The organism is Terrabacter sp. RAF57 (assembly GCF_052113925.1).
In the GTDB taxonomy this organism is placed as follows: Bacteria; Actinomycetota; Actinomycetes; order Actinomycetales; family Dermatophilaceae; genus Terrabacter.
This window is the reverse complement of record NZ_JBFRDT010000008.1, coordinates 38,624-55,220: the sequence shown is the minus strand read 5'-3', so window position 1 is coordinate 55,220 and position 16,597 is coordinate 38,624. Positions and strand designations below refer to the sequence as shown.

Annotated in this window: 16 protein-coding genes and 1 pseudogene; 6 read left to right on the top strand and 11 right to left on the bottom strand. The window is 73.5% G+C overall.

The window, feature by feature from the left end; all coding sequences use genetic code 11:
• Window positions 1-106 precede the first annotated feature (106 nt).
• From AB4Y83_RS11575 to AB4Y83_RS11545, 7 genes and pseudogenes are all read right to left on the bottom strand, one after another.
• Window positions 107-1,549 (bottom strand): amidohydrolase family protein, encoded by a 1,443-nt coding sequence (locus tag AB4Y83_RS11575; protein WP_442296963.1) that lies wholly within the window; start codon window positions 1,547-1,549, stop codon window positions 107-109.
• The gene (locus AB4Y83_RS11570; protein WP_442274253.1) at window positions 1,534-2,367 is read right to left on the bottom strand and encodes a uracil-DNA glycosylase family protein; all 834 of its coding nucleotides are present in this window, start codon (window positions 2,365-2,367) and stop codon (window positions 1,534-1,536) included. Before AB4Y83_RS11570 ends, AB4Y83_RS11575 begins: the two co-directional genes overlap by 16 nt.
• Window positions 2,368-2,465: 98 nt before the next feature.
• Window positions 2,466-3,788 carry an RNA polymerase sigma factor gene (locus AB4Y83_RS11565; protein ID WP_442274252.1) on the bottom strand — a complete coding sequence of 441 codons (1,323 nt, stop codon included), beginning with the start codon at window positions 3,786-3,788 and terminating at the stop codon, window positions 2,466-2,468.
• Window positions 3,789-3,818: 30 nt separating this feature from the next.
• Entirely contained in the window at window positions 3,819-4,286 is a 468-nt protein-coding gene (locus tag AB4Y83_RS11560; protein ID WP_082619629.1) for a YciI family protein, read from the bottom strand.
• Window positions 4,287-4,384: 98 nt separating this feature from the next.
• A complete protein-coding gene (locus AB4Y83_RS11555; protein ID WP_442296962.1) occupies window positions 4,385-5,242 on the bottom strand; it encodes an HAD family hydrolase in 858 nt (285 codons plus the stop codon).
• Between the two features lie 167 nt (window positions 5,243-5,409).
• Window positions 5,410-6,777 (bottom strand): dihydrolipoyl dehydrogenase family protein, encoded by a 1,368-nt coding sequence (locus AB4Y83_RS11550; RefSeq protein ID WP_442274249.1) that lies wholly within the window; start codon window positions 6,775-6,777, stop codon window positions 5,410-5,412.
• A 134-nt stretch (window positions 6,778-6,911) separates the two neighbouring features.
• A pseudogene (locus AB4Y83_RS11545) lies at window positions 6,912-7,739 on the bottom strand (DMT family transporter); the annotation flags it as partial.
• Window positions 7,740-7,778: 39 nt separating this feature from the next.
• On the opposite strand from AB4Y83_RS11545, the gene AB4Y83_RS11540 reads away from it, so the two are divergent.
• The 3 genes from AB4Y83_RS11540 to AB4Y83_RS11530 all read left to right on the top strand — a co-directional run bounded on the left by AB4Y83_RS11540 (window position 7,779) and on the right by AB4Y83_RS11530 (window position 9,982).
• Window positions 7,779-8,276 (top strand): MarR family winged helix-turn-helix transcriptional regulator, encoded by a 498-nt coding sequence (locus AB4Y83_RS11540; protein ID WP_056774616.1) that lies wholly within the window; start codon window positions 7,779-7,781, stop codon window positions 8,274-8,276.
• Between the two features lie 75 nt (window positions 8,277-8,351).
• Complete coding sequence (locus AB4Y83_RS11535; RefSeq protein ID WP_056774618.1) at window positions 8,352-9,086, top strand: sulfite exporter TauE/SafE family protein; 735 nt, start codon at window positions 8,352-8,354, stop codon at window positions 9,084-9,086.
• A gap of 44 nt (window positions 9,087-9,130) precedes the next feature.
• On the top strand, window positions 9,131-9,982 hold the full coding sequence (locus AB4Y83_RS11530) for an SCO6745 family protein (protein ID WP_442274248.1): 852 nt from the start codon (window positions 9,131-9,133) through the stop codon (window positions 9,980-9,982).
• A gap of 102 nt (window positions 9,983-10,084) precedes the next feature.
• On the opposite strand, the gene AB4Y83_RS11525 is transcribed toward AB4Y83_RS11530, so the two are convergent.
• Both AB4Y83_RS11525 and AB4Y83_RS11520 read right to left on the bottom strand, forming a co-directional pair.
• A complete protein-coding gene (locus AB4Y83_RS11525) occupies window positions 10,085-10,876 on the bottom strand; it encodes a TIM barrel protein (RefSeq protein WP_442274247.1) in 792 nt (263 codons plus the stop codon).
• On the bottom strand, window positions 10,876-11,916 hold the full coding sequence (locus AB4Y83_RS11520) for a Gfo/Idh/MocA family oxidoreductase (protein ID WP_442296961.1): 1,041 nt from the start codon (window positions 11,914-11,916) through the stop codon (window positions 10,876-10,878). The genes AB4Y83_RS11525 and AB4Y83_RS11520 overlap by 1 nt, the downstream gene beginning before the upstream one ends.
• Before the next feature lie 117 nt (window positions 11,917-12,033).
• Here AB4Y83_RS11520 and AB4Y83_RS11515 point away from each other — a divergent pair, with 117 nt between their 5' ends.
• From AB4Y83_RS11515 to AB4Y83_RS11505, 3 genes are read left to right on the top strand one after another with little or no spacing between them, the layout of a single operon-like run.
• Window positions 12,034-13,074, top strand: a complete 1,041-nt coding sequence (locus tag AB4Y83_RS11515; protein WP_442296960.1) for a LacI family DNA-binding transcriptional regulator — start codon at window positions 12,034-12,036, stop codon at window positions 13,072-13,074.
• Complete coding sequence (locus tag AB4Y83_RS11510) at window positions 13,071-13,883, top strand: alpha/beta fold hydrolase (RefSeq protein WP_442296959.1); 813 nt, start codon at window positions 13,071-13,073, stop codon at window positions 13,881-13,883. The genes AB4Y83_RS11515 and AB4Y83_RS11510 overlap by 4 nt, the downstream gene beginning before the upstream one ends.
• Before the next feature lie 26 nt (window positions 13,884-13,909).
• Window positions 13,910-14,746: an alpha/beta fold hydrolase gene (locus tag AB4Y83_RS11505; protein ID WP_442274243.1), complete on the top strand. Its 837-nt coding sequence runs from the start codon at window positions 13,910-13,912 to the stop codon at window positions 14,744-14,746.
• 6 nt (window positions 14,747-14,752) lie between these two features.
• Here AB4Y83_RS11505 and AB4Y83_RS11500 read toward each other — a convergent pair whose 3' ends face one another.
• Window positions 14,753-15,409: a VOC family protein gene (locus AB4Y83_RS11500; RefSeq protein ID WP_442296958.1), complete on the bottom strand. Its 657-nt coding sequence runs from the start codon at window positions 15,407-15,409 to the stop codon at window positions 14,753-14,755.
• Window positions 15,410-15,483: 74 nt separating this feature from the next.
• Complete coding sequence (locus AB4Y83_RS11495; protein WP_442296957.1) at window positions 15,484-16,551, bottom strand: LacI family DNA-binding transcriptional regulator; 1,068 nt, start codon at window positions 16,549-16,551, stop codon at window positions 15,484-15,486.
• Window positions 16,552-16,597 lie beyond the last annotated feature (46 nt).

Genomic DNA, 16,597 nt, shown 5'->3' with positions numbered 1-16,597 from the left:
AGCGCAGCCGCACCCGTCGGGGTCAGCGACACACAGGAGCCGCTGGGCGGCTGGCTCCACGCTGTGCCGCCGCGAGCGGAGGGCGCGCCGAGGCGGGCGTGTGCCGTCAGGCGAAGATCGGGCCCACGGCGGGGTACGCGGCGGTGAGGGCGGTGCGCACGGCGGTCAGTGACGGGACGTCCGTGCCGCCCTGGTAGCCGGTGTCGAGCCGCATCGGCTTGCCCCACGCGGTGAGGTCCTCGATCGTCGTGCCGGTCGCGGCACCGGACAGCTGCCCGAACCAGTCGGCGCGGCCGTACGTGACGTCGCCCCCGATGCAGACGAGGTCGACCCATGAGGGGTCGGCGAGGCACACGTTCTCGTAGGGGTCCGGGTGGTGCCGCTCGAGCACGACGAGGTCGGCCGGGCGGCCCTCCGCGACGGCGCCGAGATGGTCGTCGAGCCCGGCGAGCCGCGCGGCGACGGACGTCACCATGGCGACGAGGTCGGCTGGGGCGATCGGGTGACCCTGGCGGGCGAGCTCACGGCGGGCGACCTTCATCTCTGCGAGCAGGCTCGTCGAGCCGGAGGGCAGCCAGTCGGCGCCGAGGGCGACAGGCATCCCGGCCGCGACGGCCTCGCCCGCGAGGGTCGTCTCGCCGTAGAGGCGCAGGTTGGACTGTGGCGACCACACGAGCCGGCAGCCGAGCTCTGCGACGGTGTGGAGGTCGTCGGCGGTCAGGGCGCTGCCGTGGATGATGTTCGTCGCCGACGTCGCCCCGCCGAGCGTCAGGAATCGCTGGAACTCCTTGGCGCTCACGGCATCCCCGCGCTTCCCCTCGCACAGGTGCAGGTAGAAGGCGTTGACGTCGCCGGCCGTGATCCGCGCCATGACGGCCTCGAAGCTCGGCAGCCCGAACGACCCCGAGGGCAGGTCGATCATCGAGCGCGCGCGGTGCGCGCCGAAGGCCCACTGGTCGAGGTTGCGCACGAGCGGCTCGGACGACGCGCTGCTCGCACCCGACGCGCCCTGGATGCCGGTGACGCCGCCCACGAGCGCGCGCACCTCGGCGTAGCGGGTCTGCGTCTTGGGCGGCACCTCTGTCAGCAGGAGGTTCTGCGGGTCGCGGACGAGAGCCTGGTAGGGCTTGGACCGACGCCACGCGTAGCGGTTGTCGTAGAGCTTCGGCGGCTCCCACGCGGCGAAGACGTTGAACTCCGGGTGTCCGTGGAGGTCGAGCAGGCCGGGCAGGATGACCCCGTCGGTCTCGAGCACGGCGACGTCGGTCGGCTTGCTCTTTGAGACTCGGTCGATGACCCCGCCCGAGACCGTGACGTAGCCGCTCGACCACGCCCCGTCGGGGGTGATGACGGCACCGTGCAGCGCGAAGGGGGCCGGGGGCAGCGCCCGGGAGCGGCGCGTCGGCTCGGGCAGCTCCTCGGTGATGCCGCGGGCGTACGCCTTGGCGAACGGGCCCGAGCCACCACCGGACCCGCCCGGATCCCAGTGCTCGCGGGCGGACGTCGTGCCGGCGCTGGGTCGTGCCGGCCGGGTCACAGAGCTGGCCATGTGCGGGCTCCCTTCGGGACGACGACGCTGATCGTCGCGCGCTTCGTCTGCTTGTCGTCACCGGTGCGGGTCGCCCACGCGTCGACGTCGCGCCACCACGCGGGCGCGCCAGGTGGGAGGTCGACCTCCGGGATGGGTGCGAGGTCCGTGGGACCCCACGTGGCGGCATACGGCGTCAGGTCGGTGGGCCCCTCGGGGGTCACGTGCGCGGCGAGGTCGCCGAGGTGGTCGTTCCAGTTCGCAAGCTGCGAGGCGGTCGTCTCGGCGAGCGGCTTGCCCGACGCACGCGCGAATCCCTCTGCGTAGGTGGGGTGCCGGATTGCTGCGAGGTGCAGCGACGCAGCGGTGGCGGGCTGGGTCCGTGCCCACGCGGCATACGCCGTCGCCGCGAGGTCGCCGAGCGCGACGACGGCCGTGACGTCGGTGCCGACGAGAAGGGCGTCGAGCCAGCGGTGCCGGTAGGCCGCGATGGCGGCGTCCTTGGCGTGGCGGCTGCCGGCCGCCTGCCCGAAGACGCTGTAGAGGTAGACGTTGACCATGGCGTATGCCGTGTGGACGCCGATCTTGGCCAGCAGCCCCTGGACGCGCTGGCCGGCCTCACCGACGAGGATGCGGCGCGAGATCGCCTCGTGCGTCGCCGGATCCTGGCCGAGGACGAGCACGCGCGCGCTGCCGTCGAGCCGGCCGCGGTGGAAGACAGGCCCCCACTCGGTGCGGAAGTCGGCCGACGGGTAGACGTCGTCACCGGGGTAGTCGGCGACGAGCGACGCGAAGGGCTCGGCGCCGTAGCCGACACAGCTCTGGTGCACCACGGCCATGGCAGACCTCCACCCGATCGAGAGCCGTTGTCAGTGCAGGGTCTCTCGACGGTAGTCCTGATACATCGACCCCGTCGGCGCTTTCGTGCCGGTGGAGGTCAGTCCTCGCCGGCCGCGCGGCGCAGCAGGAGCGCCCTCTCGGCGTCGTTCTGCGTCATCCCGGCCGCGCGGGCGAACTCGGCGCGGGCCTCCTCGTCGCGGCCGAGGCGGGCGAGCAGGTCGCCACGGACGCTCGGCAGCAGGTGGTAGTCGGCGAGCGCGCCTGACGCCACGAGTCCGTCGACGACCTCGAGTGCGGCGGCCGGCCCGTCGGCGTAGGACAGGGCCACCGCACGGTTGAGGTCGATGACGGGCGACGGGCGGTTGGCTCCGAGCTGGGAGTAGAGCGCGACGATGCGCGCCCAGTCGGTGGCGTCGGCCGTGCGGGCGCGGGCGTGGCAGGCGGCGATGGCGGCCTGCAGCACGTACGGGCCGGTCGCCCCGCGGCCGGGGTCGACGAGAGACACGGCGCGCTCGAGGGCGGCGAGCGCGTGGCGGATGAGGGCCCAGTCCCACTTCGTGCGGTCCTGGTCGAGGAGCAGGACGGGCTCGCCGTCGCGACCGATGCGGGCCCGCGTGCGCGAGGCCTGGATCTCCATGAGGGCGAGCAGGCCGTGCACCTCGGGCTCCCCGGGCGCGAGGGCCGAGAGCACGCGCCCGAGCCGGATGGCCTCCTCCATGAGGTCGCCACGCACCCAGTCGCGACCTGACGTGGCGGCATACCCCTCGTTGAAGATGAGGTAGACGACCTCGAGGACCGACGCGAGACGTGGTGCCAGCTCGGCACCCGACGGCACCTCGATGGTGACGCCGTCCTGGCTCAGGGTCTTCTTCGCCCGCGAGATGCGCTGGGCGATGGTCGGCTCGGTGGTGAGGAAGGCCCGGGCGATCTCGCGCGTCGTCAGGCCACCGATCATCCTCAGCGTCAACGAGATTCGCGCCTGGGCGGTCAGGGCGGGATGGCACGCGGCGAAGACGAGGCCGAGGACGTCGTCGTCGATGTCCTCGAGCGCGGCGTCGAAGTCGCCCTCGGCCAGGTCGGCCATGCGCAGCTCCTCCATGTGTCCCACCTGCTGCAGCTTGCTCGCGAGGTTGACGTCGCGCCGGATGCGGTCGATGGCCCGCCGCCTCGCGGTCGCCGTCAGCCAGGCACCCGGCTTCGTCGGGATGCCGTCGCGGGGCCACTGCTCGAGCGCCTGCACGAACGCGTCCTGCGCGAGGTCCTCGGCGAGGCCGACGTCGCCGACGACGCGGGCCACGACGGCCGTCACCTTGGCGGCCTCCATGCGCCACACGGCCTCGAGCGTGCGCTGGACGTCGTCGTGGGATGCCCGGGTGGCCTGTGACGTGGTCTCGTCGGTCTGGTCGGCGGTGGATGACACCCCGACACTGTGGCACGAACCGGTGTCGGTTCAGCCCTGGGCGGCGTTGCGAGCGGCCTCGGCGCGCATCTGCTCGTCGCGCTCCCGCAGCTCGGGTGAGAAGGCGTCGCCGAAGTCCTCGGCGGCGAACACCTGGCGCAGCTCGAGTGCCTGACCGGGGTCGGGTGCGCACGACACCGGCCACTTCCGGAGCCACTCGAGCGCCTCCTCGCGGGAGCTGACATCGATGATCGAGAAGCCGGCGACGAGCTCCTTCGCCTCGGCGAACGGCCCGTCGGTGACGACCCAGTCGCCGTCCTCGTACGTGACGCGGGCACCCTTGGCGGTGGGGTGGAGCCCCTGCCCGTCGACGAAGACGCCGGCCTTGAGCATCTCCTCGTTGTAGGCCTGCATGTCGGCGAACTGCTGCTCGGTGCCGGTCGTGCCCTGCTCGGTCTCGGGGGTGCTGTGGACGATGATCATGAAGCGCATGGCGGTCTCCTCCTGCGGTCGGTGCACGGTCGTCGGACCCTGCTCACCTCTACGTCGAACGGGGCGGACCGTTCTCGACACGACACCCGAGAGTCCTTCGGCGACGTCTCGGTGGCCTACCGGGTCTAGAGCGCGAGCCGCGCGGTCGCGGCCGACTCGACGCCTTCGCGGAAGGCGATGCCGGCACGCGCGGCCTGCGCGACGGCCTCGAGCACCGGGACGAGGCCGTCGTCGTCGACGTGGCCGGTGACCTCGTCGGCGACGGCCTTGACCTGATCGGGGGCGTTGCCCATGGCGACGCCCCACGCGGCCCAGTGCAGCATCTCGAGGTCGTTGCGCTGGTCGCCGCACGCGACGGTGTGGATCGGCTCGACGCGCAGCTGGCGACGGACGAGCTCGAGGGCACTCGCCTTGGACACGCCCTCCGGGTTGATGTCGAGCCACGCGGACCAGCCGACCGCATACGACACGCCGTGCAGACCGGCTCGCTCGACCATCTCCATGAACTCCTCGGCCGTGGCCTCGGGCTGGCGCAGGGTGACGCGCGTGACGGGGTGGGCGATGAGCTCTTCCCAGTCGACCTCGCGCGACTCACCCATCAGCTCGCCGTCGGGGAAGTGCTTGCTCACCTTGAAGCCGACGCCGGGCTCCTCGACGGCGATGAGCGCGTCGGGGAGGGCGACGCGCATCTTCTCGAGCACCGCCTGGGGGTCGAAGGTCACCATGTCGATGATCGAGTAGCCCTCTGCCGCAGACGGGTCGAGGCGGAGCGTCAGCGCACCGTTGGAGCAGATCGCGTAGCCCTGGCGCAGACCGAGAGCCTCGAGGATCGGCGTCGTCGCGATGATCGACCGGCCCGTCGCGATGACGACGGCGACGTCGTCGGGCAGGGCCTGGACGGCGTCGCGGACGCGGTCGGAGAGCTCGCCCATGTGGTTGAGAGTCGTGCCGTCGAGGTCGAGGGCGAGCAGTCGCTGTGCCATGCGCTCACCGTATCGCCCGGCTCGAGTCGCCCATGCAGGCCCGGACACTCGTCGCCCGCGCGCCGCACAGCCGTCACCGCCCCGTCGCCCGAATGTCGCCAGGTCACTGCTCCACCACACGACGCACCGCCGCAGGCGCGGCCCGCTGCGGTCGGCTCGCCGCGACCTCAGGCGAGGCGACCGAGCGCGTCCTCGATGCCGCGGTGGAGCGTCGGGTAGGCGTAGATCATCGAGCGGAGCCGCTCGATGGGGACCTCGCCGTGCACGGCGACGGCGAGCGCGCCGAGCACCTCTCCCCCGGCCGGACCCATCGTCGTGGCGCCGACGAGGACGCCGCGGTCGGCGTCGGCGACGACCTTGATGAGACCGTCCGCCTTGGCGATCCAGCCGCGGGTCGTCTCGCCGAGCTGGGTCACGCCCACCTGGACGTTCGCGAGCTTCTCGCGAGCCTGGGCCTCCGTCAGCCCGACGGCACCGACCTCGGGATCGGTGAACGTCACGCGCGGGAGGGCGGCATACTCGGCCGGTGGGCCGTCGTCGCCGAGGACGTCACGGATGACGACACCCGCCTGGTACATCGAGACGTGCGTGAAGGCGCCCTTGCCGGTGATGTCGCCGACGGCCCAGACGCCGTGGGCGACGCGGCAGCGGTCGTCGACGGGCGCGGTGCGCGAGCCCTTGGCGACGCCGACCGTGTCGAGCCCGACGGCGGCGGGGTCGGCGCGGCGGCCGGTGGCGACGAGGAGCTTCTCAGCCGCCAGCGTCGAGCCGTCGGCGAGCGTGACCGTGAACGTCGAGCCGTCGTGGGTGACCTTCTCGGCGCCGACACCCACGCGGACGGAGATGCCGTCCGCCTCGAGCGCACTCTCGAGGTGGTCGGAGACCTCCGGCTCCTCGAGCGCGAGGATGCGGTCGGCAGCCTCGACGATCGTCACGTCGACGCCGAATCGGGCCATGACCTGGCTCAGCTCGCAGCCGATGGCGCCGCCGCCGAGCACGACGATCGACCCGGGCAGCTCGGTGGCCTCGACGATGTCGTGGTTGGTCCAGTAGGGCGTGTCCGCGAGGCCGTCGACGGGTGGGATCGCAGCCGTCGTGCCGGTGTTGACGACGATGCCCGTCGTCGCCGTGTAGGCGGTGCCGTCGACGTCGACGCGTCCCGGCCCCGCGATGCGGGCCGTGCCGCGGACGAAGGTCGCGCCCTTGCCGGTGAGTCGCTCGACGGCGACCCTGTCGTCCCAGTCGTCGGTGGCCTCCTCGCGGATGCGCGTGGCGACGACCGACCAGTCGGGCAGGACGTCGCCGACCGACCCGGCCAGCCCGTCGACACGACGGGCCTCGGCGAGCGCGTCAGCGGCGCGGATCATCATCTTCGACGGGATGCAGCCCCAGTAGGGGCACTCGCCCCCCACGAGTCTGCGGTCGACGCCGAGCACGCGCAGGCCGCGCTCGGCGAGGCTCCCGGCGACGTGCTCACCGCCCGGTCCGAGCCCGATGACGATGACGTCGAAGGTGTGGTCGGTGTCGGTGGCCATGCCACAGCCTTACCCGCCGGAGCCCCGCTGGGAAGAGCGGGCGTATGCCCTCGGGTCGACGCGCGCTCGCCGGTCGACGGGGCGCGCCGGGAGAAGCGGGCCCGGACCGGGTCCTGGGCGGCCAGCACGCTGCCGACCACGAGGACCATCGCGACGAGGTGCACCGGACCGAAGCGCTCACCGAGGAGTGCGACGCCGAGCAGGACGCCGACCACCGGGTTGACGAGGCCGATGATCGAGGCGGAGGTCGGGCCGAGGATCGCCAGGCCCCGGAACCACAGGACGTAGGCGACGCCGCTGCCGAGGAGACCGAGGTAGACGAGCGCCCCCACGGCGGGCAGGTCGAGGGGCGGTGGCGCGCCCTCGACGACGAGCCCGATCGGCAGGAGGACGAGGCCACCCGCGACGAGCTGCCACGACGTCATGGTGACGACGTCGTCGGTGGGCGCCCACTTCCTCGTGAGGACGAAGCCGCACGACGACAGCACGACGGCGAGGAGCCCGGCCCCGAGACCGACCGGGTCGAGCGGCTTGTCGAGGCCGTTCTGGAGCACGAGCAGCGCGACCCCGACGAGGCCGACCAGCCCGGCCGCCACCGAGACCCGGGCAGGTCGCTGGCCCAGGAGCAACCACGAGACACCCATCGTCACCATGGGGGCGGTCGCGACGAGCGTGGCGCCGAGGCCGCTCGGGAGGCGGTAGGCCGCGAAGAAGAGGAGCGCGTAGAAGAGCCCGATGTTGAGCGAGCCGACGACGAGCGAGCGCCACCACCAGTCGCCCCGGGGCAGGCGCCGGAGCCACAGGAGCATGAGCAGGCCGACGGGCAGGGCTCGCACGGTGGCGGCGAAGAGCGGACGGCCGGGTGGGAGCCACTGCTGCGTGACGGCATACGTGGATCCCCAGATGGCGGCGGGGAGCGCCGTCAGCGCGATGTTCGTCCAGCTCGCTCGATTGCCTTCCATGGAAGGTAAAATACCTTCCGGAGAAGATATATTCCACCCATGGAGCACCACGAGGACCACGCCCAGCACGTCGTCGACCAGTGGGCCGCCGTCCGCCCCGAGCTCGACGTCACCCCGGTGCTCGTCATCGGCCGCCTGCACCGCGTCGCCCTGGCCCTGACGACCGAGCTCGTCAAGGTCTACAACGCGCACGGTCTCGGCGAGGGCGACTTCGACGTGCTCGCCACCCTGCGCCGCACCGGGGAGCCGCACGAGCTGACCCCGACCGAGCTGATGGACCAGACGATGGTGACCTCGGGCGCGGTGACGAAGCGGCTCGACCGGCTCGAGGGCGCCGGGCTCGTCGAGCGCCGGGTCGCAGGCGGCGACCGCCGCAGCCGCATCGTCGTGCTCACCGAGAAGGGGCGCGAGCTCATCGATCGCGCGGCGCCCGAGCACTTCGCCAACGAGGCGCGCCTGCTCGAGCCACTCAGCACGTCGGAGCGCGCCACCCTCGCTCGCCTGCTCGGCAAGCTCGGCGCCTCGCTCGGGGTCTGACGCGGCGTCTGACCCGAGGCCGGATGCCGTGGACGGACGGACGCCCCCGGCCGCGGCGGCCTACGCTCCAACCCCATGACCGTCACGTCGCTGGTGCTGCTCGGCGTCGCCGCGCTGCTCATCGGCTTCGCCAAGACGGCCATCGGCGGGGTCGCGAGCATCTCCATCGCGATCTTCGCCTTCGTGCTGCCGACGAAGGAGTCGACGGCGGCGATCCTGCTGCTGCTCCTCATCGGTGACGTCGTCGCCGTCTGGCACTATCGCCGCGACGCCGACACCGGCCTGCTCAAGCGGCTCATCCCGGCCGTGCTGCCCGGACTCGCCCTCGGCGCCCTCTTCCTCTCGTGGGTCGACGACACGACGCTGCGTCGCGCGATCGGCGGCCTCCTCCTCGTCCTCGCGGCGCTCCAGCTCGTCCTCACGTGGCGCTCCCCCGACACGGCCCGGGTCGGCTCCTCGCGCGCCGCCGCGCTCGGCACGGGGGCGGCCGCGGGCTTCGCGACGATGACGGCGAACGCTGCCGGCCCGGTCATGACGCTCTACCTCGTCGCGCAGGGCGTCGAGAAGCGCCGCTTCCTCGGCACCGGAGCGCTCTTCTTCTTCGGCGTCAACCTCTGCAAGCTGCCCTTCAGCATCGGACTCGGCCTCTTCAGCGTGGAGACCCTTTGGCGCACGGTGCTGCTCGCTCCGCTCGTGCTCGTCGGCACCTGGCTGGGGCTCCACACCGCACGGCGCCTCAGCCAGACCCGCTTCGACCAGCTCGTGCTCGCCGCGACCATCGTCTCGGCACTCGCGCTCGTCGTCCGCTGAGGCTCATCGACGTTCGCCCCGGTTCGCCGCCTAGGGTGCTCGTCATGAGCCGCGCCGCCGACGACCTCGATCTCATCCGCGCCTCCCGACAGGCCTGGGGAGGTCTCGAGACGCTCCACGTGCTCGGTTACTTCGCCGACGACGTGCGCGACGCCTATGTCGCCCTCGGCCTGCACCCGCGCCTCAGCTACTTCGCCGCGCGGTCGGCCGCCTTCGGTGCGGTCGGGCCCGAGGTCCCGACCGCGACGTTCTACGTCTTCGCACCGTGGCTGCATGCCAAGGCCCTGCCCGCGTCGTGGGCGGCGGCGAGCCCCGAGCAGGTGCAGCAGGCCCGTCGCGACGGCATGGCCGTCGTGCTCGACCGCGTCGTCGGCGACACCGACGTCACCGAGCTGCTCGCCCTTTCCCGTACCGTCTGCGCGGGCCTCACGGCCCCCGGCCGCCCGTTGTATGCCGCTCACGCCGGACTCGCGTGGCCGGACGAGCCGCGCCTCGCGCTCTGGCACGCCGCGACCCTCATCCGTGAGCACCGCGGGGACGGCCACGTGGCAGCGCTGCTCCGCGCCGGGCTCGACCCGGTCGAGTCGATCGTCATCGGCGGCCTCTTCTCCGGCAACACCGGCTTCATGCGGTCGAGCCGCGGCTGGTCGGACGACGAGTGGGCGGCCGGCGTCGAGCGGCTCACCGAGCGGGGGCTCGTCGACGGCGATGCGCTCACGGAGGAGGGGCTCGCGTTCCGCAAGGACCTCGAGCGCGAGACGGACCGGATGGCCCTCGAGGGCTGGGCGCACCTGGGGCTCGAGGGCACGCGCCGGGTCGCCGAGCTGGCCGCGCCGCTGCGGGCGGCCGCACTCGGCAGCGGCATCCTCCCCGACTGGATCAGCTCCCGCGGCTGACCTGCCCCCACCGCGGTTCGAGGTGATCCTGCGACGCACGCTGGTGTCGGGATCACCTCGAACCAGCCGGACCCGGCGGTGCCGGGGGTGCCGCGCCGACCGTCAGGGGGTGAAGGCGTCGCGGAAGCGTTTCAGCGCCACCTCGTCGTCGCCTGACGCGAAGCCCTCGAGACCGACCGGACCGGAGTAGCCCATCTCGACGAGGGCGCGCGCGATGGCCGGATAGGCGATCTCGCCGGTGCCGGGCTCCCGACGGCCGGGCACGTCGGCCACCTGGATCTCGCCGATGTGCGGCAGAGCCCGGCGGCAGAGCTCGATGAGGTTCCCCTCGCCGATCTGGGCGTGGTAGAGGTCGAGCATCAGCTTGAGGTGCGGGCTGTCGACGGCCTCGACGAGGGCCAGGCAGTCGGCGGCGGTCGCGAAGGGCACGCCGGGGTGGTCGACGGCAGTGTTGAGGTTCTCGAGCACGAACGTCACGCCCTCGCGCTCCCCCAGCTCGGCGATGCGCCCGAGCGTGCGCTGGGCCGTCAACCACATCGGGCCGGTCGCGACCGGCTCAGGCCGCACGGGCAGGCCGCGGTCGTCGAGGCCGGTGCCGTGGAGGTTGAGCCGCGGGATGCCGAGCCGCTGCGCCACCGGCACCGACTCGGCGGCGGTCGTGAGCAGCTCGTCCGCCCCCTCCGCGTCGCTGAGCCGGCCGCGGACGTAGCCCGTCATCGACGAGTAGACGACCCCTTCGTCACGCAGGGCGACGAGCTCGTCGACGTCGTGGCGCGTCCAGTCCCAGATCTCGACCTGGAAGCCGAGCGCGTGGATGCAGCGCACCCGCTCCGCGAAAGGCAGGTCGAGGTAGACCATCTCGGCGCTCACCGCGAGCGTGAACGGGCTCGCCATCAGGCACCCGCTCCGGTCGCCACGCGGTCGGCGTCGCGGATCGTCACGGTGCCACCGGTCTCGACGGCCTCGACGCAGGCGAGCGCGATCCGCAGCGCGGCACGGGCGTCCTCACCACCGACCTGCGTGGGCCCACCGGTGCGAACCGCGGTGCAGAAGGCGGCGAGCTCGGCGGCATACGCGTCGGTGAAGAGGTCGGTGTCGGCGCGGGCCGTCGGGCTCGCGACCCCGGCCGCGCTCCAGTGCGCCGTGCTGAGGTGGGCCGGGCTGCCGGCGGTGATCATGCCGGCCGAGCCGAAGACCTCGGCGCGCACGTCGTAGCCGTAGGCGGCCGAGAAGCTCGCCTCGGCGACGGCGATCGCGCCGTTGTCGTAGCGGATGGTCACGACGGCGGTGTCGAGCAGGCCCGCGTCCTTGAAGTCGGGTGCGACGAGGGCGTCGGCCATGACCGAGACCTCGACGGCCGTCGCGCCGGCGTTGAACCAGTTGAGCGCGTCGAAGTCGTGGATCAGCGTCTGGGTGAAGATCGTCCACGGCGGCACGCCGTCCGGGTCGGCGAGGCCGGGGTCGCGGGTGAGCGAGCGGAGCAGCTGGGGCGTCCCGATGCCCCCGGCGGCGACCGTCTCGTGGGCGGCGGCGAAGTCGCGGGCGAAGCGACGGTTGAAGCCCACCTGCAGGGGTATGCCGGCAGCTCGGGCCGCGGCGACGGCGCGGTCGGCGTCGGCGAGGGTCATCGCCATCGGCTTCTCGACGAAGACGGCCTTGCCGGCCTCCGCAGCCGCGATGACGAGGGCGGCGTGCGCGGTGCTGGCGCACGTGATGGCGACGGCCTCGACCCGCGGGTCGTCGATGAGGGCCTGCGCGTCGGTGAGCCAGTCGACGCCGAGCTCCTCGCCGAGCCGCTCGGCCGCGGCCGCCCGGCGATCGGCGACGGCGACGAGCTCGGCCTCCCCGAGCCTCCGAGCCAGCGTCGTGGCGTGGTGGGTGCCGATGCGGCCGGCTCCGATGAGACCGATCCGGACCGGGTCGATGCGCGTCATGGGCTGCTCCTTCGCAGATGGTGACTAGAGCGCTCTAGTTCGTGACTCATTGAAGCGCCCCACCGCCACGCCGGTCAAGGGCTGGCCGACATTCATGGAGCGCTCTAGAGTCGCGACGTGGGCAGCGAGAGAGTGACGATGGAGCACGTCGCCGCACGTGCGGGCGTCTCGCGCGCCCTCGTGTCGATCGTCTTCCGCGGTGTCGCCGGCGCGTCCGAGGCGACCCGCGAGCGCGTCCTCGCCGCCGCACGCGAGCTCGACTACCGCCCGGACACCCGCGCCAGCCGCCTCGGCAGCAGCCGCACCCGCACGCTCGGCGTGACGTTCGCCGTCGGGCACGCCTTCCACGGCGACCTGCTGGAGAGCCTCTACACGCGCGCCGACGCGGCGGCCTACGAGCTCGTCCTGAGTGGCGTCACGCCGTCACGCTCGGAGGTGGCCGCGGTCGAGACCCTGCTCGCCGAGCGGTGCGAGGGCATCATCCTGCTCGGCAGCAGCCAGGAGACGGCCCAGCTCGAGCGACTCGCCGCACGCCTTCCCGTCGTCAGCGTCCTGCGGCCCGTCCCCGGTGGCGGGGTCGGCGTCGTGCGCACCGACGACGCCGCGGGGCTGCGCCTGTCCGTCGAGCATCTCCGTGGCCTCGGCCACCGACGGGTCGCCTTGCTCGACGGCGGTCGCATCGCGGGCGCGGCCGAGCGGCGACGCGGCTACCGCACGGCGATGCGCCGCTCACCGGCCCTGACCGAGATGGTCCTGCCCGGCGGCGTCAGCGAGCTCGAGGGAGCCCAGGCGGCCCGCGCCTTCCTCGGGCTCGGCGCGCGCGAACGACCCACGGCCGTCGCGGCCTTCAACGACCGCTGCGCGATCGGCTTCGTCGACGTGGTGCGGCAGGCCGGGCTCCACGTGCCCGGTGACGTGTCCGTCGTCGGCTTCGACGACATCACCGAGGCGGGCTACCCGCACGTGGCCCTGACGACGGTGCGCCAGGACGCCGAGCGGCTCGGTGCCGAGACCGTGCGCACCCTCGMCGAACGGCTCGACGGCAGGGCCTCGGCCGGAGGTTCCGGCACGACACCGCCCGCCCCGGTGGTCATCGAGCCCGAGCTGGTCGTGCGTGCCAGCACGGCTCCGGCCACGCGCCGCGGCGTGCGCTCGTGAAGCCGCATGATGTGCTCGGTCGTGACGTCGGGTCGGACGTGCGCGTGCAGTTCACGAGCCTCCGGGGCCGGGTCGTGCGGTCGTTGTCCCTCGGGGGCGACGCGCCCCGCACGACGCCGCTCGTCGTCGTCCTCCCCGGGCTCGGTCTGACGTTCTACACGATCCCGACCGCGCGAACCCTCGTCGCCCGCGGCCTTGCCTGCACGGTGCTCGACCTGCCCGGCTTCGGTTCCGACCTGCCACGTCCGGCGAGCCCCTCGATCCACGCCGCGGGCCTCACCGCGGCGCGCTGGATCGAGGCCCAGGCCACCGGGCACCCCGTCGTCGTGCTCGGCCACTCGACGGGCGGGCAAGCAGCTCTGACCGCCGCCCTCGCCCTCAGTGCCCGCCGTCGGGACTTCTCGCTCGTGCTCGCCGGGACGACCTTCGCCCCCGAGCAACGCCGCCTGCACCGTCTGGCCCGGGCCACCCCCTTCGCCTACCGCGACGACCGCCTCGACCAGGTCGACGCGATGGAGGTCTACCGGGGTCGCACCGGCATCATCGCGATGCTCCAGTCGGGGATCCACGACGCCCCCGAGGAGCGGATCGCGCACCTGCCCGTACCCGTGACGGTGACCGCGGGGGTGCACGACGCCTTCGTGCCGGTCACGTGGCTCGACCAGCTCGCCTCGTCCGCCGACAGCGCGCCGAGCGTGCGCACGTCACTGCTCGGCGGCTCGCACAACAACCTCTTCACGCACCCGGAGGAGATCGCCGGGCTCGTCGTGCGGGCAGCGGCCGACGCCACGGCAGCGGCCGCCGTCTGAGCCGTCCGGAATGGCAGGGTGGACCCATGCCGACCTACCCGTCCGACGACGGCACCGAGCTCGCCTACCGCACCGAGGGCACCGGCGACCCGCTCGTCGTCTGGCCCGGCGGCCCCGCCCGGGACGCGGCGTACCTCGGGGACCTCGGCGGACTCGCGCGAGTGGCCGGGCGCACGCTCGTCGTCCCGGACCCACGCGGCACCGGCGACTCCCCGGACCCGGCCGACCCGACGGCATACGGCCCGTCGCGGCTCGCCGACGACCTCGACGCGCTCCGCGCCCACCTCGGGCTCGAGCGCATCGACCTCCTCGGCCATTCCGCCGGGGCATCCGTGTGCCTGCTGTATGCCGCACGCCACCCTGCACGCGTCGGTCGCCTCGTGCTCGTCGCCCCCGGCACCTCGGCGGTGGGCCTCGACATCAGCGAGGACGACTGGGAGGAGCGCGTCGCGCTGCGCTCCGGCGAGCCGTGGTTCGCGGCGGCCAGGGTCGCCCTCGACTCCGACGACGACTCCCCGGCGACGCGGCAGGCGATGTCGCCCTTCCTCTACGGGCCGTGGACCGAGGCCGCACGGCGGCACGCCGCGACGGACGAGGCCCAGCGCAACCGCGGGGGCACCCGGGCCTTCCGCGCCGAAGCCGTCGACACGGCCACGACGCGGGCGGCACTCAGGTCACTGACCGCCCCGGTGCGCGTCATCGTCGGCGAGCTCGACCTCATGCCGGGCCCGGAGGTCGGCGCGGAGCTCGCCGCGCTCTTCGTCGACGGCCGCTCCGTCGTGCAGCCCGGCGCCGGCCACTTCCCCTGGGTGGACGACCCGGGCCGCTTCGCGCGCCTGGTGTCGGCCGCGCTGGAGGACTGAGGAGCGTCAGCCCGGGACGGGGTCGCGGCCCTGCCACGTGCAGACGCACGCCTCGTTGCCCTCGGGGTCGGCGAGGATCCAGAAGGCCGGGGCCCTCGAGTCGGACACGAGGTGCCCGCCGGCGGCCAGTGCCCGCTCGATGCGTCCGGGTGCTTCGTCGTGGGCGACGGTGACGTCGAGATGGATCCGGTTGCGTTGCGGCCGAGGCTCGTCCATCTGCTGGAACCACACGGCCGGGCCCAGGCGGAGCGGGTCCTGCACGTCGTCGCGGGCGATGACGTCCCACCCGAGCACGGCGTCCCAGAAGGGCCGGACGGCGTCGATGTCCATGGCGTCGATGGCGATCTCGACGACCGTGAGGGTCCCTGGTTGCGAGGTCAGCCCCATCTCGGCGACCACGGCGTCGACGGCCCGGCCGACCGCGATGTCGGCGTCGCTGACGCCACCGGCCGGCTCGGTCGACACGGCGAGGTGCACGAGGGCGCCGCGGACGTCGAGGTCGGGCTGCCGGCCCAGGGGCGCCGCCACGGCGCCGACCCGCGCGACGAAGTCGAAGGCTGTCGCGACGTCGGGCGCCTGCACCGTGAGGTGCATCCGCTGGAGCAGGAACCGCCACGTGGGGAGGGCGTCGGACGCCGCCTGTCGGGTCAGCTTGTCGGCCATGACCCGACCGTAGTCCGCCGCACCGACGCCCCGGCCCTCACGGCTCGCGTATGCCGCCGCGCCAGGTAGACCTGTCACCCGTGCGGCGCCGTCGTGCCGCGGACCACGAGCTGCGGCTCAAGGACGAGCTCGACGGGCTCGGTGCGCCCCTCGTCGAGGCGCTGCGTCGCTGCCTCGACCGCGGCCGTCGCCATCGCCTCGGGAATCTGGCTGACGCTCGTGAGGTCGACGGTCGCGAGCCGGGCGATGGGGCTGTCGTCGTAGCCGACGACCGAGACGTCCCCCGGCACGTCGACACCGTCGCGCCGCAGGCGGTCGAGGAGGCCAAGCGCGGCCCGGTCGTTGAACGCGACGACGGCGGACGGCATACGCACGCGGCCACGTTTTGCCGCCCGACCGTCGGCGGGCCCCGGTTCACGGCCCTTCGACGGTTCAGAGGGGAGGTGGAGGGCTGCGGCCGCGCGGGCGCCGGACTCCTCGTCTCCCCCGCCGTCGACGACGACGGCCGCGTCCGCGAGACCGAGGCGCATCATGGCGCTGCGGTAGCCCTGTCGGCGCAGCGTGGCGATCGGCCCGCGCGGTCCGTCGACGAAGGCGATGTCGCGGTGACCCAGCCCGACGAGGTGCTCGACGGCGAGGCCGACGCCGACGTCGTCGGCCGCGCGCACGACGTCGACGCCGGCAGCCTGCGCCCGGCGGCCGATGGCCACGACGTGGTGCTCCTCGGCCAGCGCCGCGAGCTCGGCGTCGGGCAGCCGGGGACCGAGCAGCAACAAGGCCTCGCAGCGGAAGTCGAGGAGCGACTCGACGGCGCGGCGCTCGTCGCGGGTGCGCGTCAGCGGGCTGACGACGATGTCGTAGCCGCGCTCGTCGGCGGCGGCCTGGAGGTCTTCGAGCAGCTCGGCGTGGAAGGTGCTGCTGACGTCCATCGTCACGCCGAGCAGCTGCGTGCGCCGCCGGGCTAGGAGGCTCGCGGTGCGGTCGGCGCGGTAGCCGAGCTCGCGGGCGGCGTCGAGGACGGCCTCGCGCGTCGCGGCACCCGGACCCGGGCGTCCACGCAGGACGAGGGACGCCGAGGCGGTGCTGACACCGGCCCGGGAGGCGACGTCCTCGAGGCGGGGGCGCGCGGGGCGGGACGGCATACGGCTCCTTCGGGTGGCGGCTCGGGTGGCGGCGTCGGGAGGGACT

Bases quoted from the DNA above. Each gene is read 5' to 3' on its own strand.
- AB4Y83_RS11575 (WP_442296963.1), bottom strand. From the start codon at position 1,549: ATGGCCAGCTCTGTGACCCGGCCGGCACGACCCAGCGCCGGCACGACG.
- AB4Y83_RS11570 (WP_442274253.1), bottom strand. From the start codon at position 2,367: ATGGCCGTGGTGCACCAGAGCTGTGTCGGCTACGGCGCCGAGCCCTTC.
- AB4Y83_RS11555 (WP_442296962.1), bottom strand. From the start codon at position 5,242: ATGGCACAGCGACTGCTCGCCCTCGACCTCGACGGCACGACTCTCAAC.
- AB4Y83_RS11550 (WP_442274249.1), bottom strand. From the start codon at position 6,777: ATGGCCACCGACACCGACCACACCTTCGACGTCATCGTCATCGGGCTC.
- AB4Y83_RS11540 (WP_056774616.1), top strand. From the start codon at position 7,779: ATGGAGCACCACGAGGACCACGCCCAGCACGTCGTCGACCAGTGGGCC.
- AB4Y83_RS11535 (WP_056774618.1), top strand. From the start codon at position 8,352: ATGACCGTCACGTCGCTGGTGCTGCTCGGCGTCGCCGCGCTGCTCATC.
- AB4Y83_RS11530 (WP_442274248.1), top strand. From the start codon at position 9,131: ATGAGCCGCGCCGCCGACGACCTCGATCTCATCCGCGCCTCCCGACAG.
- AB4Y83_RS11525 (WP_442274247.1), bottom strand. From the start codon at position 10,876: ATGGCGAGCCCGTTCACGCTCGCGGTGAGCGCCGAGATGGTCTACCTC.
- AB4Y83_RS11520 (WP_442296961.1), bottom strand. From the start codon at position 11,916: ATGACGCGCATCGACCCGGTCCGGATCGGTCTCATCGGAGCCGGCCGC.
- AB4Y83_RS11505 (WP_442274243.1), top strand. From the start codon at position 13,910: ATGCCGACCTACCCGTCCGACGACGGCACCGAGCTCGCCTACCGCACC.
- AB4Y83_RS11500 (WP_442296958.1), bottom strand. From the start codon at position 15,409: ATGGCCGACAAGCTGACCCGACAGGCGGCGTCCGACGCCCTCCCCACG.
- AB4Y83_RS11495 (WP_442296957.1), bottom strand. From the start codon at position 16,551: ATGCCGTCCCGCCCCGCGCGCCCCCGCCTCGAGGACGTCGCCTCCCGG.